20 protein-coding genes are annotated in these 22,134 nt (G+C 31.9%); 16 read left to right on the top strand and 4 right to left on the bottom strand.

Annotation, left to right across the window (positions count from 1 at the left end; genetic code table 11):
- The first annotated feature begins 190 nt into the window (after positions 1 to 190).
- Entirely contained in the window at positions 191 to 1,843 is a 1,653-nt protein-coding gene (locus AAEO57_RS12945) for a M1 family metallopeptidase (protein ID WP_341693254.1), read from the top strand.
- A gap of 58 nt (positions 1,844 to 1,901) precedes the next feature.
- On the opposite strand, the gene tpiA is transcribed toward AAEO57_RS12945, so the two are convergent.
- Positions 1,902 to 2,654, bottom strand: a complete 753-nt coding sequence (gene tpiA / locus AAEO57_RS12940) for a triose-phosphate isomerase (RefSeq protein ID WP_341693252.1) — start codon at positions 2,652 to 2,654, stop codon at positions 1,902 to 1,904.
- Between the two features lie 62 nt (positions 2,655 to 2,716).
- Complete coding sequence (locus AAEO57_RS12935; protein WP_341693250.1) at positions 2,717 to 3,211, bottom strand: TlpA family protein disulfide reductase; 495 nt, start codon at positions 3,209 to 3,211, stop codon at positions 2,717 to 2,719.
- Positions 3,212 to 3,560: 349 nt separating this feature from the next.
- On the opposite strand from AAEO57_RS12935, the gene AAEO57_RS12930 reads away from it, so the two are divergent.
- The 4 genes from AAEO57_RS12930 to AAEO57_RS12915 all read left to right on the top strand — a co-directional run bounded on the left by AAEO57_RS12930 (position 3,561) and on the right by AAEO57_RS12915 (position 7,559).
- Positions 3,561 to 4,979, top strand: coding sequence for an adenosine deaminase (locus tag AAEO57_RS12930; protein WP_341693248.1), 1,419 nt, complete (start codon positions 3,561 to 3,563; stop codon positions 4,977 to 4,979).
- Between the two features lie 49 nt (positions 4,980 to 5,028).
- Positions 5,029 to 5,502, top strand: coding sequence for a 23S rRNA (pseudouridine(1915)-N(3))-methyltransferase RlmH (rlmH, locus tag AAEO57_RS12925; RefSeq protein WP_341693246.1), 474 nt, complete (start codon positions 5,029 to 5,031; stop codon positions 5,500 to 5,502).
- Positions 5,503 to 5,587: 85 nt separating this feature from the next.
- Positions 5,588 to 6,901: an MFS transporter gene (locus AAEO57_RS12920; RefSeq protein ID WP_341693244.1), complete on the top strand. Its 1,314-nt coding sequence runs from the start codon at positions 5,588 to 5,590 to the stop codon at positions 6,899 to 6,901.
- An 85-nt stretch (positions 6,902 to 6,986) separates the two neighbouring features.
- Positions 6,987 to 7,559, top strand: coding sequence for a pentapeptide repeat-containing protein (locus tag AAEO57_RS12915; RefSeq protein WP_341693242.1), 573 nt, complete (start codon positions 6,987 to 6,989; stop codon positions 7,557 to 7,559).
- On the opposite strand, the gene AAEO57_RS12910 is transcribed toward AAEO57_RS12915, so the two are convergent.
- Positions 7,560 to 8,057: a GNAT family N-acetyltransferase gene (locus AAEO57_RS12910; protein WP_341693240.1), complete on the bottom strand. Its 498-nt coding sequence runs from the start codon at positions 8,055 to 8,057 to the stop codon at positions 7,560 to 7,562.
- A 2-nt stretch (positions 8,058 to 8,059) separates the two neighbouring features.
- Complete coding sequence (gene guaC / locus AAEO57_RS12905; protein WP_341693238.1) at positions 8,060 to 9,100, bottom strand: GMP reductase; 1,041 nt, start codon at positions 9,098 to 9,100, stop codon at positions 8,060 to 8,062.
- A gap of 271 nt (positions 9,101 to 9,371) precedes the next feature.
- Between guaC and AAEO57_RS12900 the strand changes: the two genes are divergently transcribed.
- The 11 genes from AAEO57_RS12900 (at position 9,372) to fabG (ending at position 22,056) form a co-directional block, all read left to right on the top strand.
- A complete protein-coding gene (locus tag AAEO57_RS12900) occupies positions 9,372 to 10,601 on the top strand; it encodes an HD domain-containing protein (protein WP_341693236.1) in 1,230 nt (409 codons plus the stop codon).
- Positions 10,602 to 10,640: 39 nt separating this feature from the next.
- Positions 10,641 to 11,684 carry a UDP-3-O-(3-hydroxymyristoyl)glucosamine N-acyltransferase gene (gene lpxD / locus AAEO57_RS12895; RefSeq protein ID WP_341693234.1) on the top strand — a complete coding sequence of 348 codons (1,044 nt, stop codon included), beginning with the start codon at positions 10,641 to 10,643 and terminating at the stop codon, positions 11,682 to 11,684.
- A complete protein-coding gene (locus AAEO57_RS12890; RefSeq protein WP_341693232.1) occupies positions 11,677 to 13,065 on the top strand; it encodes a bifunctional UDP-3-O-[3-hydroxymyristoyl] N-acetylglucosamine deacetylase/3-hydroxyacyl-ACP dehydratase in 1,389 nt (462 codons plus the stop codon). The genes lpxD and AAEO57_RS12890 overlap by 8 nt, the downstream gene beginning before the upstream one ends.
- 70 nt (positions 13,066 to 13,135) lie before the next feature.
- On the top strand, positions 13,136 to 13,921 hold the full coding sequence (gene lpxA / locus AAEO57_RS12885) for an acyl-ACP--UDP-N-acetylglucosamine O-acyltransferase (protein WP_163394580.1): 786 nt from the start codon (positions 13,136 to 13,138) through the stop codon (positions 13,919 to 13,921).
- A gap of 82 nt (positions 13,922 to 14,003) precedes the next feature.
- A complete protein-coding gene (efp, locus tag AAEO57_RS12880; RefSeq protein WP_095929274.1) occupies positions 14,004 to 14,570 on the top strand; it encodes an elongation factor P in 567 nt (188 codons plus the stop codon).
- A 120-nt stretch (positions 14,571 to 14,690) separates the two neighbouring features.
- Positions 14,691 to 15,620 (top strand): UDP-3-O-(3-hydroxymyristoyl)glucosamine N-acyltransferase, encoded by a 930-nt coding sequence (locus AAEO57_RS12875; protein ID WP_341693222.1) that lies wholly within the window; start codon positions 14,691 to 14,693, stop codon positions 15,618 to 15,620.
- A 1-nt stretch (position 15,621) separates the two neighbouring features.
- Entirely contained in the window at positions 15,622 to 15,984 is a 363-nt protein-coding gene (locus tag AAEO57_RS12870) for a nuclear transport factor 2 family protein (RefSeq protein ID WP_341693221.1), read from the top strand.
- Positions 15,985 to 16,070: 86 nt separating this feature from the next.
- Positions 16,071 to 16,943 (top strand): succinate--CoA ligase subunit alpha, encoded by an 873-nt coding sequence (gene sucD / locus AAEO57_RS12865; RefSeq protein WP_163401176.1) that lies wholly within the window; start codon positions 16,071 to 16,073, stop codon positions 16,941 to 16,943.
- Positions 16,944 to 17,086: 143 nt separating this feature from the next.
- The gene (locus AAEO57_RS12860) at positions 17,087 to 17,512 is read left to right on the top strand and encodes a hypothetical protein (RefSeq protein ID WP_341693219.1); all 426 of its coding nucleotides are present in this window, start codon (positions 17,087 to 17,089) and stop codon (positions 17,510 to 17,512) included.
- Between the two features lie 123 nt (positions 17,513 to 17,635).
- Complete coding sequence (locus AAEO57_RS12855; protein WP_341693217.1) at positions 17,636 to 21,124, top strand: T9SS type A sorting domain-containing protein; 3,489 nt, start codon at positions 17,636 to 17,638, stop codon at positions 21,122 to 21,124.
- 185 nt (positions 21,125 to 21,309) lie between these two features.
- Entirely contained in the window at positions 21,310 to 22,056 is a 747-nt protein-coding gene (fabG, locus tag AAEO57_RS12850; protein WP_163410913.1) for a 3-oxoacyl-[acyl-carrier-protein] reductase, read from the top strand.
- Positions 22,057 to 22,134 lie beyond the last annotated feature (78 nt).

Here is a 22,134-nt window from a genome sequence, read left to right as displayed (position 1 = left end):
TTTTCAATCAAAAATTCAGGTAGGATTAATTTCAATAGCTCTATATACGAATCCAATTCTATGCTTTTTTTTTACAAATATCAGAATATTTAATTATTGTTCCCCAGGTTTTGTTCTTGATCCATTGAATGCTTACTTTTGTCAATAATCAGATTCGTTTAAGTTTTTAAATTTCAAATTTTTTATATTAATGAAAAATTATATAATTATTCTTTTCTCTTTTTTTATAGTTTTTATTTCAAATGCACAGGGGCTACTTGATAAGTCAGAAAAAGTGTTTAACCATCAGGATACTTTGAGAGGAAGTATAACAAAAGAAAGAGAATGGTGGGATTTAAAGCATTATCATTTAAATATTAAGGTTAATCCGACTGGAAAAACTATCATTGGGTCCAATACAATCAGGTATACGGTTTTAAGTGAATATAATAAAATGCAGATTGATTTGCAGGAACCAATGCAAATTTACAAAGTAACTCAAAATGGAAAGGAATTAAAATTTGAAAGAGACGGTAATGCTTTTTTTGTTCAATTAATTGAAAATCAAAAAAAAGGTGAAACCAAAGAAATAATTGTTTCGTTTGGAGGTAAACCTAAAGAAGCGATTAATCCGCCATGGGATGGAGGGATTACATGGAAAAAGGATAAAAATGGAAAAGATTTCGTAGCCTCATCATGTCAGGGGTTGGGAGCCAGTGTTTGGTGGCCATGTAAAGATCACATGTACGATGAAGTAGAAAATATGGCAATTAGTGTAAATGTTCCAGGAAATTTGACAGAGGTTTCAAATGGAAGATTGAAAAGTGTTAAAAAAGAAAAGGATGGTACAAAGACATTTAATTGGTACGTTTCTAATCCTATTAATAATTATGGTGTAAATATCAATATAGGAGATTATGTAAATTTTTCTGAGAAGTATAAAGGAGAAAAAGGAGATTTAGATTGCAATTATTATGTATTGAGAGATAATTTGGCAGTAGCAAAAGAACAATTTAAAGATGTTCCAAAAATGTTGAAAGCTTTCGAAAGCTGGTTTGGACCTTATCCGTTTTATGAGGATAGTTACAAATTGGTCGAAGTTCCTTATTTAGGAATGGAGCATCAAAGCAGCGTAACTTATGGTAATCAGTACAAGAAAGGATATTTAGGGCATGATTTGAGCGGAACTGGCTGGGGATTAAAGTTTGATTTTATCATTATACATGAATCTGGGCATGAATGGTTTGCAAACAATATTACTTACAAGGATATTGCAGATATGTGGATACATGAAAGTTTTACTAATTATTCGGAAAGTCTTTTTTTGGAATATTATTACGGAAAAGATGCTGCTGCGGAATATGTGATTGGATGTAGAAAAAATATTGAAAATGATATTCCAATTATCGGTCATTATGATGTAAATAATGAAGGATCAGGTGATATGTACCCAAAAGGAGCCAATATGCTGCACATGATTCGTCAAATAATTAATGATGATGTTAAATGGAAATCAATTTTAAGAGGTTTAAATAGTACTTTTTATCATCAGACCGTTACATCAAAGCAGATAGAGGATTATATTAATATTCAATCAGGAATTAATTTCAACAGAGTGTTTGCGCAATATTTAACAACAACTCAAATTCCGGTTTTAGAATATATTTTTAAAGAAGGTTCTTTTGGCTATCATTGGACAAATTGTGTGACTAAATTCGATATGCCGGTAAAGGTAAGGTTAAATGGTGTTGATACATGGTTAAAACCGACTACTGAATGGAAATCTGAAAAAACCACAAGTAATCAGAGGACAATTGAAGTAGATAAAAACTTTTATGTAACAAGTTCTAATATCACAGAATAAAAAATATAAAACCCGATAAATTTTTTATGAAGAGTTATCGGGTTTTTTTATATACAATTTAGATAGCTGTCACTATTGCAAGAAAATCATCAGCTTTTAAGGCTGCTCCTCCAATTAGACCTCCGTCTACATCTGGCTTAGAGAAAATTTCTTTAGCATTTTCAGGTTTAACAGAACCTCCATATAATATAGAAACTTCATCTGCGATATCATTTCCAAAGGCTTTACGAATTGTTTCTCTAATAAATTCGTGCATTTCCTGCGCTTGTTCAGGAGAAGCAGTTTCACCTGTTCCAATTGCCCAAACTGGTTCATAAGCCAAAACTACATTTGACCATGATTCTTTTGAAATATGAAATAATCCATCACGTAACTGGTTTTCAACAATATTAAAATGATTATCAGATTGGCGATCTTTTAATTCTTCTCCAAAACAAAATATAACCGTCATTTCATGTTTTAAAGCTGTGTCAACTTTATTAGCAATTAAAGCATCAGTTTCATTAAAGATAGATCTTCTTTCTGAGTGACCTAAAATTACTGTATCAACACCAACACTTTTTAGCATATCTGCAGAAATTTCTCCGGTAAAAGCTCCACCTTCTGCCTGATGTACGTTTTGCGCTGAAACACCAATTGGAGTGTTTTTTAATTTATTAGCAGCTGTAGCTAAATTTACAAAAGTAGGTGCTACTATAACCTGAGCATTTGTTTTTGCTGGTATTTTTGTGATTAATTCGTTTAATAATTCTTCAGTTTGATTCGCATTTTTATGCATTTTCCAGTTTCCTGCAACAATTTTTTTTCTCATTTCGGATAGTTATTAATTTTTGTTTTTATAGATTTTAAAGGTTGTTTTAAATATGTGTTAAATTATTTAAGACTTTTTAATGTTTCATTGATTTTATCAAAATCAGTTTCAATGGCACGATAGAGTATAATTTTTCCGGTTTTGTCAAGTATAATATATCTTGGAATCCAGTCTAAATCTACTGCTTTTCCAAAAACACCTTTCATTCCGTCATTCATCATATAATGGTCTCCTTTTAATTCATGTTTATCAATTCCTGCTTTCCATTTATCTGCTGTTTTATCTGCTGAAATAAATAAATAGGAAACATCAGGATTGTTGACCTGAAGTTCTTTTAGTTTAGGCATCGCTTTTACGCAGTCCCCACACCACGAAGCCCAAATTTCAATTACTAAAGTTTTTCCTTTGTATTTTTTTAAAATATCTTTAAAAGCAACCTGGCTTTCATTAGCAGATAATAATTTTTCAGATAAGGCTTCTTTCGAAAAACTGCTTTTTTGAGCATTTGTACATGAAAATGTAGCAAAAGCAATAAGTAATATAACTAATTGTTTCATTTTTATATGTTTTAAACAAAGTTAAACAAACAATTTGAAACAGAAATGCAGATTATAAAAATTCAGGAAACACTCAAATTTACATTTAAAAAGAGAAAAATTGTTTAGTAAAGAAAAAATGAAATCGTAATAGTTATTACTTAATTTTTAATTTTTTGATAATTCAACAAAATCATTTAGTGAATAGAAGATTAATTATTTGCTTTTTATTCAACAAAATAGAAAAATAATGCTAAAAAAGATTTTATAGACATTTGAAATGTTGGTTTTTCAAAGAATTGATTATGAAATTTATTCTCTTCTGCGTTTTTAAAATTAGCTATATTTGCATGTAATTTAAACTTTGAATATGACGAGGATAATTACACTTTTCTGTTTGCTGGTATCACAATTAAATTTTTCTCAATCAGCTGAAAATTATTTAGAAAAAATCAGAAATAATGAGGCTGCCCTGGTGGCTTTTTTTCAACAAATGCCCAAAGGAGGCGATTTACACCATCATTTTTCGGGATCTATTTATGCAGAACCTATTTTAGAAAGAGTTATTGCAGAAGATTTTTACCTTAATTTAGAAACGATGGAAATTTCAAAAACAAAACCTGCAAAAGGTAATTGGGAAACTTTTTCGTCTTTAAAAAACCAAGATAAACTTTCTTTTTATAAACAACAGATAATGCAAACCTGGTCTGCAAAAGATTTTAATGGTGTATCAGTTCCTTCAGACGATTTGTTTTTTGATTCTTTTCAAAAGTTTTCCCCGGCCATTGAAGGCCATTTTGCTGAGGGTTTAGTAGAATTGAAAAACCGTGCACTTTCTGAAAATGTAAGTTATATTGAAACACAGTTGTCTACGATTCCGTGTGATATGAAAGTAGATGATCTAAATGATTTCAATTTGAAACTTCGTCAGGCTGCTAGTCAAAAAGACGAAAAGGCTGTTTTAAAACTACTTGACGATTTGTATAAAAATATTCAACAAAAAGATGCTAAAAAATACGCAGAAGATTTTAACAGCAATTTTGTAACAAAACTTCACAAAGATTTAAAAATTGACGATGATCGATTTACGATGCGTTATCAAAATTTCGTATTGCGTTTTATGGAACCTGTTGATTTATTTAAAAACCTTACGATTGCTTTTATATCTGCTAACGAAAGTAAACTGGTTGCCGGAGTAAATATTGTCTCTCCAGAACATGGCGAAATCTCAATGAAAGATTATTGGCTTCACATGGTCATGTTTAAATATTGCCACTCACGTTTTCCTGATGTGAAATATACGCTTCATGCAGGCGAATTGACATTAGGATTGGTTCAGCCGGAAGATTTAACATGGCATATTAATTCGGCTATTTATTTAGCAGGAGCTAATAGAATAGGACACGGAGTTGATATTGCTTACGAAGCCAATTCCTATGATTTATTGCGTTACATGTCAAAAAATAATATTCCGATTGAAATCAATTTGGCCAGTAACGAATTTATTTTAAAGGTTAAAGAAGGCAGGCACCCTTTTACACTTTATAAAGAATTTAATGTTCCTATCGTAATTAGTACTGATGATGCAGGGATTTTAAGAACCAATATGACGGAGCAATACGTTTTATTAGCCAAAAGATATCCTGATGTTTCTTATGATACTATTAAAAAGTATGTTTACAATAGTATCAATTATAGTTTTATTCAAGACTCAGCGGTAAAAAAACAATTACTTAAAGATTTGGATAATAGATTCAAAAGCTTTGAAAAACAGTTTTCTAAAAATTAGAATATTTTAAATTGAAAAATGTTTAGGAAAACAAATTATATTTCTTCAGATGAATATTAAACTTATCGCCATTGGCAAAACAGATAACAAATCATTGCAGACTTTAATCGATGATTATACTAAACGGCTGTCTTTTTATATCAAATTTGATTTAGAAATCATTCCCGATATTAAGAATGTAAAGAATTTGTCTGAAAGCCAACAAAAAGAAAAAGAAGGAGAGTTGATTTTATCTAAATTAACACCAACAGATCAGTTGATTTTATTGGATGAAAATGGGAAAAACTTCTCTAGTGTTGGTTTTTCTGAAGAGTTGCAAAAAAAGATGAACTCCGGAATTAAAACGCTGGTTTTTGTAATTGGCGGTCCGTATGGTTTTTCAGAAACAGTTTATAATAAGGCACAAGGTAAAATTTCACTTTCTTTAATGACATTTTCGCATCAGATGGTGCGTTTGTTTTTTATAGAACAATTGTATAGAGGTTTTACAATTTTAAGAAACGAACCGTATCATCATCAATAAAACTAATTATTGATTATTTATTAATGAAGATTCAGTGATGTTTATAAGAAAAAATAAATAAATTAGCTCCTTCAAAACCATAACCATGACGAACTTACCAAAAGGGAGTAAAAAATTATTGAATGCCTGGGCTTTTTACGATTGGGCAAATTCAGTTTACACGCTTACAATAGCATCAGCTGTATTTCCTATTTTTTATGAAGCCTTATTTTCTGAACGAGGACATTATATAGAAGTTTTTGGATTGGAATTGAAAAATTCAGCTCTGATTAGTTTTGTAACCGCATTTGCCTTTGTATTTGTAGCCTTTTTTTCGCCGTTACTATCCGGTATTGCAGATTATGTTGGGAATAAAAAATCATTCATGAAATTTTTCTGCTATGTTGGAGCTTTATCCTGCATGGGACTGTATTGGTTTAACCTTGAAAACATTTACATAGGATTATTGTTTTATTTTCTGGGGCTTATTGGTTATTGGGGAAGTTTGGTTTTCTATAACTCCTATTTGCCGGATATTGCGTTTCCTGAACAACAGGATAAAATTAGCGCCAAAGGATATTCTTTAGGATATATTGGAAGTGTTATTTTGCTGATTATCAATCTGGCAATGATTATGAAACCAAAAATATTTGGAATCACAGGAACAGATGGAGAAGCAGCTATGAAAGCAATGCGATATTCCTTCGTAATGGTCGGAATTTGGTGGATTTTATTCAGTCAGTACAGCTATTATTTTTTACCGAAAGGGAGTAAAGAAACCAACCAAAAGTTATCACAAGATGTGATTTTTAATGGTTTTAAAGAGTTAAAGAAGGTTTGGGTAATATTACAGAATAATATCCCTTTAAAAAGATATTTAGGCGGATTTTTTGTTTCAAGTATGGCGGTTCAGACCGTAATGCTGGTAGCTACTTATTTTGGAGCTCAGGAAATTCAATGGGCATCCAAAGAAGAAAGTACAACTGGTTTGATTATTTGTATTTTGATTATACAATTAGTGGCTGTAATTGGAGCTGTTTTAACATCGAGAGCTTCGGAGAAATTTGGTAATATTCCAACTTTAATTGTAATCAATACTATTTGGGCAGTCTTTTGTGCTCTTGCTTTTTTCATTACTTTACCAATACATTTTTATGTTATGGCCACAGTAGCTGGATTTGTAATGGGAGGGATTCAGGCTTTGTCACGCTCAACGTATTCAAAATTATTGCCTGAAACAGAAGATACAGCATCATTTTTTAGTTTTTATGATGTTGCCGAAAAAATAGGAATCGTAATAGGAATGTGTCTTTACGGAATTATCGATCAGATTACAGGAAGTCCTCGTTTGGCAATTGTATTCTTAGGATTGTTTTTCGTGACTGCAATTTTTCTTTTAAAAAGAGTGCATAAAAAATAATTAGTAAAATAATATTTCAGTCTAAACGCAATTATCATACATTTGATTCTTGCGTTTTTATTTTAAATTAAACAATAAATCTTTAATGACAAGCGAGTATTTCCTTGATAAAGAATATAATAATGTCATTTATGATAAAGATGGTGCTAATTTTAAGGAGTTTGAATCTTGTGTTTTTAATAATTGCAATTTTTCTGCCTGTACTTTTTTAGCCGTTACATTTATTGACTGTGTTTTTAATGACTGCACTTTTTCTGAAGCAAAAATCAATTATGTGGCTTTTAGAACCGCAACTTTTAATCGCTGTGAAATCAAAGATGTCAATTTTGCCATGTGTGACAAACTCATTTTCGAAATTCATTTTAACAATTGTATTTTAGATTTTTCTAAATTTTACACCTTAAAAATAAAAGGAACAACTTTTACCAATTGTAGTTTGGTTGCGGTCGATTTTATGGCTGCCGATCTTACTAGTGTGCTTTTTGATAATTGTGATTTGTATCGCTCTGAGTTTAATAAAGCGATAGCCAACAAAGCCGATTTCAAAACGAGTTATAACTATACCATTGACCCGTCCAAAACGAAACTAAAAAAAGCTGCTTTTTCTTTGAATGAAGTAAAAGGTTTATTGTTTAAGCATGATATAATTGTGAGTTAATTACAGCTTTTTCTTCATCACATAATCTTCCATGAGGTAACCATTTCCAATATCAATATTAACTTCATCGATAATTTCAAAACCTGTTTTTTTATAAAAACTTAAAGCTGAATTGAATCGGTTTACATTTAATAATAAACTGGTAGAATGATTTTCTAAAGCCAGTTTTTCAATTTCTTCAATCACTTTTTTTCCAATGCCTCTTCCTTGTGTTTCGGGCAAAAGATAAATTTTGTGAATTTTTGTTACAGCTTGACTTTTGTAATGGTGTTCAATCCCAATAAAGCCTAAAGTTGTTTCATCTTCTGAAATCAAATAAAATAATTGCTCTTTTTTCTCTAATTGATTATTTAAGGCTTCATCAGAGTAAAATAAATCCAGCATGTAATCTAATTGTTCTTTTGCCAAAATTTGTCCATAGGTTATGGGCCAGGTTATATGTGTAATATTTTGAATTTTAGCAATATCCTCAATTGAGGCTTCGGTAATTTGAATCATATTTATTTTGTAAAAACTTGATTTTCCTGTTCGCTAACGCGGATAAAAGTGGTGCGTTTTGTCAATTCTTTTAGTCTGGAGGCTCCCACATACGTGCAGGTGCTGCGCAAACCGCCTAAAATATCCAAAATCGTATTGATTACATTGCCTTTAAACGGAACCTGAACTGTTTTTCCTTCACTTGCTCTATACTCAGCAACTCCACCGGAATGTTTGTCCATTGCCGTTGCAGAGCTCATCCCGTAGAATTGTTTGAATTTTTCGCCATTAATTTCAATCAGTTCACCGCCGCTTTCTGTATGTCCGGCCAGCATTCCGCCAAGCATTACAAAATCTGAACCAGCTCCGAAAGCTTTTGCAACATCACCCGGAATTGTACAGCCTCCATCGCTAATAATATGCCCGCCTAAGCCATGTGCGGCATCAGCACATTCAATAATAGCCGAAAGCTGCGGATATCCCACACCGGTTTTTACACGGGTAGTACAAACGGAACCAGGACCAATTCCAACTTTAACAATATCGGCTCCTGCTAATAATAATTCTTCTGTCATTTCGCCGGTTACTACATTTCCTGCAATAATAACTTTATCAGGATATTGTTTTCGTGTTTGTTTTAAAAACTGTACAAAATGTTCTGAATATCCATTGGCAACATCAATACAAATAAACTTCAGTAACGGATTGGCCTTAATAATTTCAGCAATTTTACTGGCATCTTCCTTACCAGTTCCAGTGCTAATGGCGATATAATTATAGAAATCAGGAGAAACATTTTGTAAAAAAGCATTCCATTCCTGAAGTGAATAATGTTTATGAATAGTAGTAAAAAGCTTTTCTTTGGCTAAAACGGCAGCCATTTCAAATGTACCCACAGTATCCATATTTGCAGCTATGATCGGAATTCCTGTCCAATCGGCTGTGCTGTGCAAAAATTTAAAATTTCTTTCTAAAGATACTTCAGCCCTGCTTTTTAAAGTTGATCTTTTGGGTCTGATCATTACATCTTTAAAACCTAATTTAAGATCGGTTTCTATTCTCATGACTTTCAAATTTTGGTTACTATCAAATATATTAATTTTGAAAGTGACAGTGTTTATAACCATGCAAAAACTAATCTTTAGTTATTAACATTAAAAAAAACACCTTTTCAAAAATTTTGCCTGTATTTTTTGTGTTAGGTCTAAAGGGTTTATAATCAGTGTTTTCTAGATCTGTTCTTAATGGTATTTCTTTTTTATATTTATAGGAAAAAACAGAAAACGGTTTATAGTTAATTACTTATATTTGTTGACTTAAAAAAATTCCAGAATAGTGAATCATATCAATAAGTTAAAAATATTCAATGACCCAATTTATGGCTTTATTTCTATTCCGAATGAGCTTATTTATGATTTAATCCAGCATCCGTATTTTCAGCGCTTACGCCGTATTTCACAAATGGGATTGTCATATTTGGTTTATCCCGGAGCCAATCATACACGTTTTCATCATGCTTTGGGTTGTATGCATTTGATGCAAAAAGCAATTGACACACTTCGTTTTAAAGGTGTAGCTATTTCATCTGAAGAAGAAAATGCGTTGTATATTGCTATTTTATTGCATGATATAGGACACGGACCTTTTTCTCATGCAATGGAAAAAAGTATTGTAGAAGATGTCAATCACGAAGCTATTTCATTGTTGTTTATGAATGAATTGAACAATGTATTTGATGGAAAGTTAAGTTTGGCAATTCAGGTTTTTAAAGGAGAATATCACAGAAAGTTCATGTTGCAATTGATTTCGAGCCAGTTAGACATGGACAGAATGGATTATTTAAAGCGTGATAGTTTTTACACAGGAGTTGCAGAGGGAAATGTGAATTCTGAGCGACTGATTCAGATGATGAATGTTGAAAACGATGTTTTAGTTATTGAAGAAAAGGGAATTTACTCAGTAGAAAAATTTCTGTTGTCAAGACGATTAATGTACTGGCAGGCTTATTTACATAAAACAAGTCTGGTAGCCGAATTAATTTTGATGAAAGTGCTTAAACGGGCTAAGGAATTAACGTTGAAAGGCGTCAAATTATCTTGCAGTGAGCCGCTTTTATATTTTATGCAAAATAAAATTTCATTAGATGATTTTGATGCAGAAAAATTAGATTTGTTTTCTCAATTAGATGATTTTGATATTATAAGCGCTTTAAAAGCCTGGCAAAGACATCCCGATTTTATTTTGTCTACTTTAAGTAAAATGATAATTAACAGAGATTTGCTTAAGATAAAGATGAGTGCAGAAAAAATCCCGATGGAAGAATCTCAGGCACTGAAAGAAGAGTTTGCAGAAGAGCACAATATTTCGCAATTGGAGGCAGGGTATTTTATTTTTAGAGGAAAAATTAAAAATCAGGCATACAGTAAAGAAGCGGAGCCTATACGAATTTTGAAAAAAGACAAAACAATTGAAGATGTTGTTGAAGCATCTGACCAGTTGAATTTGAAATCGTTATCTAAATTGGTGACAAAATATTACATCTGTTTTCCAAAACAACTTATCTAAAATTAACATTTAAAACCTATTTTTTATATTTTTGTCGGGATGAAATTTACAGCAGAACAAATAGCAGGAATTTTAGAAGGAGAAGTTGTTGGTAACCCCAATGTAGAAGTTTCTCGGCTTTCTAAAATAGAAGAAGGAGAGGAAGGTTCTCTTACTTTCCTGGCAAATCCAAAATATGTCAACTACATTTATACGACAAAAGCCTCCATTACAATTGTTAATGATTCTTTTGTTCCGGAATCTGAAATTACTACCACTTTAATTAAAGTTGAAGATGCTTATGCGTCTTTTTCAAAACTTTTAGAATTTTATAATCAGGTCAAATTAAATAAAAGCGGAATCGAACCTCAGGCTTTTATAACGGAAGGAACTAAATATGGTGAAAACCTATATTTGGGAAGTTTTAGTTATATAGGACAAAATGTGAGTTTGGGTAATAATGTAAAAATATATCCAAACAGTTTTATTGGCGATAACGTCGTTATTGGCGATAATGTATATATTTTTGCTGGCGCTAAAATTTACTCTGAAACTATAATTGGTAATAATTGTACAATTCATTCAGGGACTATTATAGGAGCAGATGGTTTTGGTTTTGCACCAAATGAGGAAGGAGAATATAATAAGGTACCCCAAATCGGGAATGTTATTATTGAAGACAATGTAGATATTGGTGCTAACACTACAATAGACAGGGCTACACTTGGTTCTACAATTATTAGAAAAGGAGTAAAATTAGACAATCAGATTCAAATTGCCCATAATGTGGAAGTTGGTAAAAATACAGTAATTGCAGCTCAAACAGGCGTTGCGGGTTCTACAAAAATTGGAGAAAATTGTATGATTGGCGGTCAGGTTGGTATTGCAGGGCACCTGGTAATTGGAAATAATGTTCGGGTTCAGGCACAGTCTGGTATTGGCAGAAACATTAAAGATGATGAAGTTTTGCAGGGAAGCCCAACTTTTGGTTATACTGATTTTAGTAAATCGTATGTTCATTTTAAGAACTTGCCTAAGATTGTTGCCGAATTAGAAGAATTAAAGAAACAAATAATAAACCCAAAAAATGGAAATAATGGTTAAACAGAAGACCATCAAGAATGAAATTTCACTAACAGGAGTTGGATTACATACTGGAAAAGAAGTTACAATGACTTTTAAACCTGCTCCGATTAATAATGGTTTCACTTTTGTTAGGATTGATTTACAAGGTCAGCCGATAATTGAGGCAGATGCCAATTATGTTGTTAATACACAAAGAGGTACCAATTTAGAAAAATTAGGTGTAAAAATTCAAACTCCGGAGCATGTTTTAGCTGCATTAGTAGGTTGTGATCTGGATAACGTTATTATAGAACTGAATGCTTCAGAACTTCCTATTATGGATGGTTCTTCAAAATATTTTGTTGAGGCTATTGAAAAAGCCGGAATCGAAGAACAGGATGCAAAACGTAATGTTTATGTAGTAAAAGAGGTAATTTCATTTACAGATGAAACTACAGGAAGCGAGATTCTGGTTATGCCAAGCGATGATTATCAGGTTACAACAATGGTAGATTTTGGTACTAAAGTTTTAGGAACCCAAAATGCTACTTTAAAAAGCATTGCTGACTTTAAAGATGAAATTTCACATTCAAGAACTTTTAGTTTTTTGCATGAATTAGAGTCTTTATTGGAAAATGGATTGATAAAAGGCGGTGATTTAAATAATGCGATAGTTTATGTAGACAAAGAGATTTCTGAATCTACAATGGAAAATCTTAAAAAAGCTTTCGGAAAAGATGAAATTTCGGTTAAGCCAAATGGTGTTCTTGATAATTTAACTTTGCATTATCCAAACGAAGCTGCAAGACATAAGCTTTTGGATGTTATTGGAGATTTATCTTTAATTGGAGTAAGAATTCAGGGAAAAATCATAGCTAATAAACCGGGGCATTATGTGAACACACAATTTGCCAAAAAATTAGCAAAAATTATAAAAATAGAACAAAGAAACCATATTCCGGTTTACGATTTGAATCAGGAACCGTTAATGGATATTCATAAAATCATGGCGGTTCTGCCTCACAGACCTCCATTTTTGTTGATTGACCGAATTATCGAAATGTCATCAAGCCATGTAGTGGGATTGAAAAATGTTACGATGAATGAAAATTTCTTTGTAGGACATTTTCCTGATGCTCCTGTAATGCCGGGTGTATTAATCGTTGAAGCAATGGCACAAACGGGTGGAATTCTGGTTCTAAGTACAGTTCCGGATCCTGAAAATTATTTGACTTATTTTATGAAAATAGATAATGTTAAATTTAAACATAAAGTGTTGCCGGGTGACACTTTAATATTTAAGTGTGATTTGATTTCTCCTATCAGAAGAGGAATTTGTCACATGCAGGCGAATGCTTACGCTAACGGAAAGTTAGTAGCTGAAGCCGAATTAATGGCTCAAATTGCAAGAAAGCAGTAATTAATCAAAATTATTGTTTACGTTTGTTGCCCAAACTAGACTATTTTAAATTAAAATATAAAAAACTCAGATGAATCAACCATTAGCATATGTTCATCCTGGCGCTAAAATCGCTAAAAATGTTGTAATTGAGCCTTTTACAACAATTCATAATAATGTAGTTATTGGTGATGGTACCTGGATAGGTTCTAATGTAACCATTATGGAGGGTGCCCGAATTGGTAAAAATTGTAATATTTTTCCTGGCGCAGTTATTTCGGCTGTTCCTCAGGATTTAAAATTTGGGGGAGAAGATTCGTTGGCTATTATCGGAGATAACTGTACAATTAGAGAATGTGTCACTATTAACAGAGGAACAATTGCTTCGGGTCAGACAGTTCTGGGAAATAATTGTCTTGTAATGGCTTATGCTCATATTGCTCATGATTGTGTTATCGGAAATAATGCTATTATCGTAAACGGAGTTGCTTTAGCAGGTCATGTGGTAGTTGGAAATCATGCTGTAATTGGAGGTTTGGCTGCAATTCACCAATTTATTCATATTGGGGATCATGCTATGATTTCAGGGGGATCTTTAGTTAGAAAAGATGTTCCGCCCTACACAAAAGCTGCAAAAGAGCCATTGTCTTACGTTGGAATTAATTCTGTGGGTTTAAGAAGAAGAGGGTTTTCTACCGAAAAAATTAGGGAAATTCAGGAAATCTATAGAATTTTATATCAGAAAAATTACAATACAACTCAGGCTTTAAGTATAATCGAAGCCGAAATGGAAGCTACTCCTGAGAGAGATGAAATTTTAGATTTTATCAGAAATTCATCAAGAGGAATTATGAAAGGATATTCAGGGAATTACTAAATAAAATTTATTCGTTAATTTGGCATCAGTTTAATTGAAGCAAGTTAGCACAAATAAAAAACATTAAAATAAAAATAATAAAATGGCATCTACATCAGATATTAGAAACGGATTGTGTATTAAATTTAATCACGATATCTATAAAATCATTGAATTTCTTCACGTAAAACCTGGAAAAGGACCAGCTTTCGTAAGAACAAAGTTAAAAAGTTTAACATCAGGTAAAGTATTGGATAATACATTTTCTGCAGGTCACAAAATTGACGTTATTAGAGTTGAAACACATACATTTCAATATTTATATCCGGAAGGTGATGAATTTCATTTTATGAATGCTGAAACGTTTGAGCAGATTTCTTTGAACAAAAATATTCTGGATGCTCCGGATTTATTGAAAGAAGGAACGAATGTAATGGTACAGATTAATACAGAAACAGATTTACCATTATCAGTAGATATGCCAGCATCTGTAATTCTTGAAGTTACTTATGCAGAGCCAGGAGTAAAAGGAAATACAGCTACAAATGCAACAAAAAATGCTACAGTAGAAACGGGTGCTAATATTAACGTTCCGTTGTTTATCAATGAGGGCGATAAAATAAAAATTGATACGGCTTCAGGTTCTTACATGGAGCGTGTAAAAGAGTAATTTTTTTGATAACATAATTTGATAATGAGTCAATTAGGTGATTTTTGAATAGACATAATTTTGTATATTCACATTCTAATTGACTCATTTTCTAATTGGCACATTTTCTAATTATAAAATATGAAATTTCCAAAGGTTCACTCTTTAGAAGAAATTGCAAATTTGCTTAACTGCGAATTTATTGGTAACCAAAACTTTCCGGTTTTAGGTATGAACGAGATACATGTAGTTGAACCGGGAGATATCGTTTTTGTTGACCATCCAAAATATTATGATAAAGCTTTACAATCGGCTGCCACGATTGTTTTGATTAATAAAAAAGTAGATTGTCCCGAAGGTAAAGCTCTTTTGATTTCTGATGATCCTTTCAGAGATTTTAATATCCTCACCAAACACTTTAAGCCTTTTCAGTTTGCAAATGTTGCTATTGCTCCATCTGCAAAAATTGGCGAAGGAACCGTTATTCAGCCAAATTCTTTTGTTGGAAATCACGTGACAATTGGTAAAAACTGTCTGATACATTCTAATGTTTCTATTTACGATCATACTGTAATTGGAGATAATGTGATTATTCATGCAGGAACTATTTTGGGTGCGGATGCTTTTTATTATAAAAAACGCCCAGAAGGTTTTGATCAGCTAATATCCGGAGGAAGAGTTGTTATTGAAAACAATGTTGGAATTGGTGCTCTTTGTACAATTGACAAAGGAGTTACTGGTGATACAAGAATTGGAGAAGGAACAAAATTGGATAATCAGGTACATGTTGGGCATGATACTGTGATTGGTAAAAAGTGTTTAATCGCTTCTCAAACAGGTATTGCAGGCTGTGTAATCATTGAAGACGAAGTAACACTTTGGGGACAAGTTGGTACTACAAGCGGCATTACAATTGGGGCGAAAGCTGTGGTTATGGGACAAACCGGTGTGACTAAATCGGTAGAAGGTGGAAAATCTTATTTTGGAACTCCAATAGAAGAATCAAGAGAAAAGCTAAAACAATTAGCGAATATCAAAAAGATTCCAGAAATTCTAAATAAATTGAAATAATATGTCTATTAAAGAATTTGTTCAAAAATTTTATAAATCGGATGCCCTGATTGATAGTGAAATTTTGAAGACCTATCTGCATCCTGACGTTACAATTGAGTGGAATAGCAGTAAAGGGTTAATTCATATGGATTATAATTCAATAATAGATATGGCTAATGAACTAAATCGTGCTTATGTACGTTCAAAAGTCAGAATTAGCCATATAATAGCTGAAGACGATTTGGTTTCAGTTCGTTATTCTCATTTTGTAAAAACGATTGAAAATCCTCGTGAAGAAATGCTGTTAGCGCATTTTTTTACGATTTGGCAAATAAAAGAGGATAAATTATACAGAGGTTATCAAATGAGTCAATTTTCTTAATATTTTTTGCCAATAAAAAGGGTGAAAATAAGTTACAAAACCTTACTTTTGCATCACAATTTTAAAAACTACATAAAATATATATCATGAGTGTTTTAGTTAATAAAGATTCCAAAATAATTGTTCAGGGATTTACAGGAAGCGAAGGAACGTTCCATGCTTCTCAAATGATTGAGTACGGTACTAATGTTGTAGGTGGTGTTACTCCTGGAAAAGGAGGTACAAGCCATTTAGACCGTCCGGTTTTTAACACAGTAAAAGATGCTGTAGATCAGGCCGGAGCTGATACTTCTATCATTTTTGTACCACCAGCTTTTGCTGCTGACGCAATTATGGAAGCTGCTGATGCCGGAATTAAAGTAATTATTGCTATTACAGAAGGAATTCCTGTAGCAGACATGATTAAGGCTAATAATTATGTTAAAGAAAGAAATTCAAGATTAATCGGACCAAACTGCCCTGGTATTATTACTCCTGGAGAAGCTAAAGTTGGTATCATGCCAGGTTTCGTTTTCAAAAAAGGTACAGTTGGTATCGTTTCTAAATCTGGAACTTTAACCTACGAAGCTGCAGATCAGGTTGTAAAACAAGGTTTGGGAATTACTACAGCTATCGGTATTGGTGGTGACCCAATCATTGGAACTACAACTAAAGAAGCTGTTGAATTATTAATGAATGACCCGGAAACTGAAGCTATCATCATGATTGGTGAAATTGGAGGTCAATTAGAAGCTGATGCTGCTAAATGGGTAAAAGCTGATGGTAACCGTAAACCAGTTATTGGTTTTATTGCTGGAGAAACTGCTCCTGCTGGTAGAACAATGGGTCACGCAGGTGCTATTGTTGGTGGTTCTGATGATACTGCTGCTGCTAAAAAACAAATCATGAGAGACAACGGTATTCACGTTGTTGATTCACCAGCTGAAATTGGTAAAAAAGTAAAAGAAGTATTGGGATAATCTCCAAATATTTAAAATAATAAATTCCAAAAAAGTCTCAATATTTTGTTGAGACTTTTTTACATTTAAAAGTACTGAGGTATAAAATAGAAAATAACTCAGCATCTTAGTGCCTCAGTATCTTAGAAGCTAAAAGAAGAAATATGTATAAAGAATTAGAAAAATTTAAGGCAAACAATAGTTTTGCTTTTACGGTTGAAGATAGTTTAGAACAAGTTTGTAATGCTCCCGATGGTGCAGGTGTTTTCGTTGTGTATGCTGTTGAAGGAGATGCAAAAGAACTAATTATGGTTGGTTCTACCGGAACCGTTCAAAATGATGGAACTTTAAAAAGTAAAAATGGCGGGCTGTATGATAAAATCGTAAACGGGCATCAATTTGCTAAAACGGGAAGAAAATATTCATGGCCTGCACAAATGAAGTTAGAAAATATTGAAGCTCTTGAAGTAGTTTGGTATGAAACTTTCAATGCTGATGTAAAAGCGATTCCAACAACTGTTGAAGGACAGGTTTTGCAGAATTTTTTAGATGAGAATGGAAAATTGCCTAGATGGAATGTGGCTTTTTAAAAGTTATTTCTAAATAAATTTTCATGAAGAAGCCTTGCTATCATTAGTAAGGCTTTTTTTATGAAAAATTAGGTTTTAAATCTTTGGCTTTATATATTTATCATCGCAAAACAAATCAAAATTATGATAAAAAACTACTTATCGTTACTGGCTTTCTGCCTTTTTTCTTCATTTACAAATGCTCAGATAATTAATATTCCTGATGCAAATTTTAAAGCAAAATTGCTTCAGGCGGGTACATCAAATCAAATTGCATTAGATATCAATAGTTCCAGTATAAAAATTGATGCTAATGACAATAAAGAAATTGAGGTTTCTGAAGCACAAAAAGTTGGATATTTAAACCTTACTAATTCACAAATAAACTCTTTAGAAGGAATCTCAAATTTTAGTAATTTGAAAACGTTACAATGTGGTTCTAATTCTTTAACAAGCCTAAATGTTACCAGTTTATCAAAATTACAATTTTTAAGATGCGACTATAATTTAATTGCTTCTTTAGAAATAAGCGGTTTATCTGAATTGACTTCTTTGTTTTGTAATGCTAATCGGCTTACCACTTTAAATTTGACTGGCTTAAGTAAGTTGCATACAATAAATTTCGAATATAATAAATTTACAGAATTGGATTTGACTTCTTTAAGTAATCTTTATTCTTTAATTTGTAGATCAAATGCTTTGACCTCATTAAAATTATCAGGTTTATCCAAGCTTAATAATGTTGATTGTGAGTTTAATACGTTTACCTCCTTAGAAATTAAAAATTTGCCGGCATTACAGCGTTTAGATTGCAGTAACAGTTTTTCCACGGGAACATTAGATCTTAGTGGTATACCCAATCTTACATGGTTGGATTGTAGTTCTAACAAGTTTACGACATTAGATGTGAGTAATTTGACTAAACTAAAATATCTGGATTGTGGTTTCAATAAACTTGCAACATTAGATGCAAGTAATTTGAAAAACCTTACTGAATTATTGTGTTGGCGAAATGAATTAACGAGTTTAAATGTAAACGGACTTGCGTTATTGGAAACTCTTAATTTTTCTGAAAATAAATTTACATCGTTTACAGGAACGGGATTAAGTAAAATTAAAAGCTTAGATCTTAGAGGGAATAAATTAACAAACTTAGATATTTCTTCGTCAACAAGTCTGGAATCTTTATTTTGTTCTGAAAATTTATTAACCACTTTAAATTTGAGTGGTTTAAATAATTTAAAATTACTTTATGTCAATAATAATAAATTAACCAATTTAGATTTAACCATCGCAGCAAAATTGACGAAAGTTTACTGTCAAAATAATCTTTTGACCAATATAAATGTTGCAAACTCAATTTATTTAGCAGAATTATATATCGATACTAATCAGTTATCTTCTATAGATTTAACTGGTTTAACCAATTTAAGTATACTTTCATGCTCCGCGAATAAATTTGCTGACATTAATATACTTGGATTAAAAAATCTAACAGAATTTTATTGTACAACTAATGCATTAACAAAAATTGATTTAACAGGTTTAACCAAATTGTCAACTTTGGCTTGCGGAAGAAATCAATTATCAAACTTAAATGTCTTAGGATTAAGTAATCTGAAATTACTTTATTGCCATCGTAATTTATTAACTGCTTTAGATTTAACTGGCTTAACTAATCTCGCGTTATTAAATTGTGGTTACAATCAATTTTCTACTTTAAATGTTTCCGGACTAACAGGTTTAAAAGAATTTTATTGTACTAATAATCAAATCACAGATTTAGATCTTTCAGGTTTGACTAATCTTGGAGTGCTTGAAGCAGGTAATAATTTGTTAACTAAATTAAATGTTTCAGGATTAAAGAAGTTACAAATGCTTTCATTCGAAAATAATACTGTTGAAACGATAGATTTAAGTGGTTTACAAAATATTATGTCATTTAATTGTTCCAATAATAAATTAAAAAATTTAGATTTTTCGACTGTCATTTATACGCCACAGCAAGGTTTTATGGGGTCGGATACTTATACATACGAATATGCGGATGGAATGATGATTTTTATGACGATGTGTGATTACACTTTAAATAACAATCAATTTGAATTAATTAATTTAAAAAACAGCAACGGATATTCTGTTTCATTTTCAGATAATAATAGTTTGAAATATATTTGTGTTAATGATGATAAAATTCAGGAAATTGAAGAAGCTGTTACTAAATATGGGTATACAGATTGTCATGTAAACTCTTATTGTTCTTTTAAACCAGGAGGAATTAATTATGTTATTCAGGGTAATGCGAGAATTGACAGTAATAATAATGGCTGTGATGCTTTGGATATTCCTGCTTCAAATCTTAAGTTTATTATAGATGATACTGTTAAAAATAAAAGCATTATAAATAATGCTACAGGCAGTTATATGATTCCTGTTTCAGCGGGGAATTATAAAGTGACGCCAACTTTAGAAAATCCAGATTATTTTACAACATCGCCAGGTTTTGTAAATGTAGTTTTTCCATCGGTAGCGAGTCCTTTTAGTCAGAATTTTTGTTTAGTACCGAATGGATTACATAAAGATTTGGAAATAAATATCTTACCAACTCAACCAGCCAGGCCAGGTTTTGACGCTAAATATAAAATTATTTATAAAAATAAAGGAAATGTAACGCAATCTGGTTCCGTTAATCTTATTTTTGATGATACAACTTTAGATTTTGTGTCTTCAAACGTTACTTTTTCTAGTCAGACAACTGGTAATATTGCGTGGGATTTTACAAATTTAAAAGCTTTTGAAACAAGAGAAATTGAAATTATTTTAAATGTAAATACTCCAACAGAGATTCCTGCAGTAAACAATAATGATATTTTGAGCTATACTGTTAAAATAAATTCTGCTGAAACAGATGAAATGATAACGGATAATACTTTTGAATTGAATCAAACGGTTGTGGGTTCATATGACCCGAATGATAAAACCTGTTTAGAAGGAAATGTAATTAAACCCGGATTAATTGGAGAATATGTGCATTATATGATCCGATTTGAAAATACAGGGACTTACCAGGCAGAAAATGTTGTAGTCAAAGATTTAATCGATTTGTCTAAGTTCGATATTAATACTTTGGTGCCAACAAGCTCAAGTCATTCTTATATAACCAAAATTTCAGATGGAAATAAAGTCGAATTTATCTTCGAAAAAATTAATCTTCCTTTTGATGACGTCAATAATGACGGATATATTGCTTTTAAAATAAAAACACTGCCAACGTTGACTGTTGGGGATTCTTTTACAAACGAAGCCAATATTTATTTTGATTATAATTTGCCAATTTTAACCAATAAAGCTACTTCAACTTTTAAAACTACTTTGGGCAATCAGGATTTTGATTTTGGAAATTATTTTACTATTTATCCTGTTCCTGCAAAAGATGTATTGAATATTGGTGTAAAAGAGACTATAGAGATAAAATCGATTGCTGTTTATGATGTTTTGGGACAGATAGTCATAGCTGTCCCAAATGCTGAAAAAGTTTCAACGGTAGATGTTTCAAAACTTCAGAAAGGAAATTATATTCTAAAAATAAAAACGAATATAGGGACTTCAGCCTCGAAGTTTATAAAAATGTAAATCTGAATTGTTTCCTAAAAAAGAGACAGGACTTACATAATACAATTAACAGTTACAGGAACATTCTTGTAACTGTTTTTTATTTTACAGAAGAAGATTTCAAATCAATTTCTGTATTACAAATTTTATAAAACGCTCAAATAATCTATATTTGTACTTCAAAAAATAAAAACGAATACCTTAATATGAAATTACTAGAAGGAAAAGTAGCCATCATTACGGGCGCAAGCCGTGGAATTGGTAAAGGAATTGCCGAAGTTTTTGCTAAACATGGTGCCAATGTGGCCTTTACATACAGTTCATCTGTAGAATCAGCTCAGGCTTTGGAAGCAGAATTGAACGGTTTGGGAGTTAAAGCAAAAGGGTACCAGTCGAATGCAGCGGATTTTAATGAAGCGCAGACTTTTGTGGATGCTGTTTTAGCAGATTTTGGAACAGTTGATATTTTGATTAATAATGCCGGTATTACAAAAGATAACCTATTGATGCGTATGTCTGAAGCTGATTTTGATCAGGTAATCGATGTCAATCTGAAATCGGTTTTTAATATGACAAAAGCAATTCAGAAAACCTTTTTAAAACAACGTGCAGGTTCTATCGTTAATATTAGTTCTGTGGTTGGAGTTTCAGGAAATGCGGGACAAACGAATTACGCAGCTTCAAAAGCTGGTGCAATTGGTTTTACAAAATCGGTAGCTTTAGAGTTAGGTTCTCGTAATATTCGCTGCAACGCAATCGCTCCGGGATTTATTGAAACAGAAATGACGGCAAAATTACCGGAAGATGTAGTAAAAGGATGGAGAGACGGAATTCCGTTGAAACGTGGCGGAACTACTGAAGACGTTGCCAATGCATGTCTTTACCTGGCTTCAGATTTAAGTGCTTATGTTACGGGACAGGTACTTAATGTTTGCGGAGGAATGCTTACCTAGATAAATTAAAAGATTTAATGATTTAAAAATTTAAAGATTCTTATATTCGTAGCTATTTGATTTTTCAATTTTTCAATC

Source organism: Flavobacterium calami (genome assembly GCF_038290035.1).
Taxonomy (GTDB): domain Bacteria; phylum Bacteroidota; class Bacteroidia; order Flavobacteriales; family Flavobacteriaceae; genus Flavobacterium; species Flavobacterium calami.
This window is presented reverse-complemented; position numbering and strand designations above follow the sequence as displayed.

What these genes read in the sequence shown, in the direction of transcription:
- AAEO57_RS12945 (WP_341693254.1), top strand. Translation starts at nt 191, where the DNA reads ATGAAAAATTATATAATTATTCTTTTCTCTTTTTTTATAGTTTTTATT.
- tpiA (WP_341693252.1), bottom strand. Translation starts at nt 2,654, where the DNA reads ATGAGAAAAAAAATTGTTGCAGGAAACTGGAAAATGCATAAAAATGCG.
- AAEO57_RS12935 (WP_341693250.1), bottom strand. Translation starts at nt 3,211, where the DNA reads ATGAAACAATTAGTTATATTACTTATTGCTTTTGCTACATTTTCATGT.
- AAEO57_RS12930 (WP_341693248.1), top strand. Translation starts at nt 3,561, where the DNA reads ATGACGAGGATAATTACACTTTTCTGTTTGCTGGTATCACAATTAAAT.
- rlmH (WP_341693246.1), top strand. Translation starts at nt 5,029, where the DNA reads ATGAATATTAAACTTATCGCCATTGGCAAAACAGATAACAAATCATTG.
- AAEO57_RS12920 (WP_341693244.1), top strand. Translation starts at nt 5,588, where the DNA reads ATGACGAACTTACCAAAAGGGAGTAAAAAATTATTGAATGCCTGGGCT.
- AAEO57_RS12915 (WP_341693242.1), top strand. Translation starts at nt 6,987, where the DNA reads ATGACAAGCGAGTATTTCCTTGATAAAGAATATAATAATGTCATTTAT.
- AAEO57_RS12910 (WP_341693240.1), bottom strand. Translation starts at nt 8,057, where the DNA reads ATGATTCAAATTACCGAAGCCTCAATTGAGGATATTGCTAAAATTCAA.
- guaC (WP_341693238.1), bottom strand. Translation starts at nt 9,100, where the DNA reads ATGAGAATAGAAACCGATCTTAAATTAGGTTTTAAAGATGTAATGATC.
- lpxD (WP_341693234.1), top strand. Translation starts at nt 10,641, where the DNA reads ATGAAATTTACAGCAGAACAAATAGCAGGAATTTTAGAAGGAGAAGTT.
- AAEO57_RS12890 (WP_341693232.1), top strand. Translation starts at nt 11,677, where the DNA reads ATGGTTAAACAGAAGACCATCAAGAATGAAATTTCACTAACAGGAGTT.
- lpxA (WP_163394580.1), top strand. Translation starts at nt 13,136, where the DNA reads ATGAATCAACCATTAGCATATGTTCATCCTGGCGCTAAAATCGCTAAA.
- efp (WP_095929274.1), top strand. Translation starts at nt 14,004, where the DNA reads ATGGCATCTACATCAGATATTAGAAACGGATTGTGTATTAAATTTAAT.
- AAEO57_RS12875 (WP_341693222.1), top strand. Translation starts at nt 14,691, where the DNA reads ATGAAATTTCCAAAGGTTCACTCTTTAGAAGAAATTGCAAATTTGCTT.
- AAEO57_RS12870 (WP_341693221.1), top strand. Translation starts at nt 15,622, where the DNA reads ATGTCTATTAAAGAATTTGTTCAAAAATTTTATAAATCGGATGCCCTG.
- sucD (WP_163401176.1), top strand. Translation starts at nt 16,071, where the DNA reads ATGAGTGTTTTAGTTAATAAAGATTCCAAAATAATTGTTCAGGGATTT.
- AAEO57_RS12860 (WP_341693219.1), top strand. Translation starts at nt 17,087, where the DNA reads ATGTATAAAGAATTAGAAAAATTTAAGGCAAACAATAGTTTTGCTTTT.
- AAEO57_RS12855 (WP_341693217.1), top strand. Translation starts at nt 17,636, where the DNA reads ATGATAAAAAACTACTTATCGTTACTGGCTTTCTGCCTTTTTTCTTCA.
- fabG (WP_163410913.1), top strand. Translation starts at nt 21,310, where the DNA reads ATGAAATTACTAGAAGGAAAAGTAGCCATCATTACGGGCGCAAGCCGT.